General features: G+C 42.8%; 2 protein-coding genes. Both read left to right on the top strand.

Translation table 11 applies throughout. The annotated features are described in order from the left end of the window. Nucleotides 1–194 (top strand): hypothetical protein (locus A3735_RS31205; protein WP_231882604.1); only part of this gene is annotated, 194 nt, incomplete at its 5' end. Between the two features lie 84 nt (nt 195–278). Next, nucleotides 279–608 carry an immunity protein YezG family protein gene (locus A3735_RS21170; protein ID WP_068510496.1) on the top strand — a complete coding sequence of 110 codons (330 nt, stop codon included), beginning with the start codon at nt 279–281 and terminating at the stop codon, nt 606–608. The last annotated feature ends 726 nt before the right edge of the window (nt 609–1,334 follow it).

Below are 1,334 nucleotides of genomic sequence, written 5' to 3'. Positions count from 1 at the left end.
TTGCTGGCGGAGCCATGGGGGCAAGCGTTGATACTGGTGCCATTGTAGCAAGCTCTGAAGCATACGCAGAAATGGAGCGAACTAGAGTAGAAGATAATAATATCATCGCGCGGCTGGAAGCTGGGAATATATACGTGATCGATCCAGTTATTGAAAACAAGAAAATAAAGTATTTTGAAGTTAAAACGTACTAAATAAAGAAATTCTAACCAAGCGTTCAACCGGACTCGCCTTCGGCTCGCGCGGTTAACGCGGCGTTATAGCAGGAATGGTGATTTATGAATATTATGGATGAGCAAGTATCACTATTGAATGAGTTGAGCGAACTCATGATGATAAGCAGTGAGCTAGGGTATGAATCTCTTTCGTGTGAGTTTAAATATCACACTTCAGAAGATGGTAGTAGTTCAATAGGATCCAAATTTAGTTATGTAATTGATGGTAAAAGGGTCTCAAAGGCACTTGTAAAACCTGAAAGAGAGCGGCTCTATACCGTTGTGCCTAAGCTTCACTCAGTTATGAAATCGCATACTGGCGGTGATTGGAAGTCATTTACACTAACTATAAATGAAACTGGTGAGGCTAAAACCAAATTTGAATACCAATAAAAGCTATAACAAGCAGCTCCACCGGACTCCGCAAAATGTGTCGCGCTTTTTGCTGGAGCAAAAAGTCACGCCAATTTTGCTCCTCCGGTGAGCTGGGCGTTATATGTTTCAGCCATTTTAGTTAATGGCTCAATATTTGGCTGGGATGCCTCCTTTCTTTTTGAGCATCCCTCCGTTTAAGTTTTCGTGGTTAGTGGCACGCCACAGTTGTAATCCGGTGCCAATAGTAAGTTAAATGCATCATCACAGTTTTGTGTTTTTATCGTGGTGTGCTGTTAGTTGGCTCGGTAAAATCGGGTCGTTATTAATTTTAGCGCGCAGCTTGGCTGGCTTAGGTTCCGCTACCGCTCCACTCAGGGGCTTTGGTGGTTTGCAAGGGTTCACCACATAACCAAGTGCTCTTGCATCGCCCACGGAAAAACACCCGTGGGCTGGACTCGCTCTGCTACGCGTCGCTCGCCGCAAAGCACGGCGTTATAGGCTCAAAGTATGAAAGTCGTGGCTACAATATTTCTTAGCTTTGTATTAGCAATTAGTATCTATGCTATTGGTAATGGGCTTAACGATAAANTTAGAGGGTATTTTTCTCAGGCTACATTTGAGCAAGTCTTTACGAAAGAGCAGATTCACAATAAAACGCGAGAGCAGCTAAATAAGTTAGCATTAAACCCTGAAAATCTGCCAAAGCTTAAAGAGGCATCTAAAAAAAATACCAAGCAAGCAAAT

Source organism: Oleiphilus sp. HI0061, assembly GCF_001635675.1.
The sequence above is the reverse complement of the archived record's forward strand: the minus strand, read 5'-3'. Positions and strand labels throughout refer to the sequence as shown.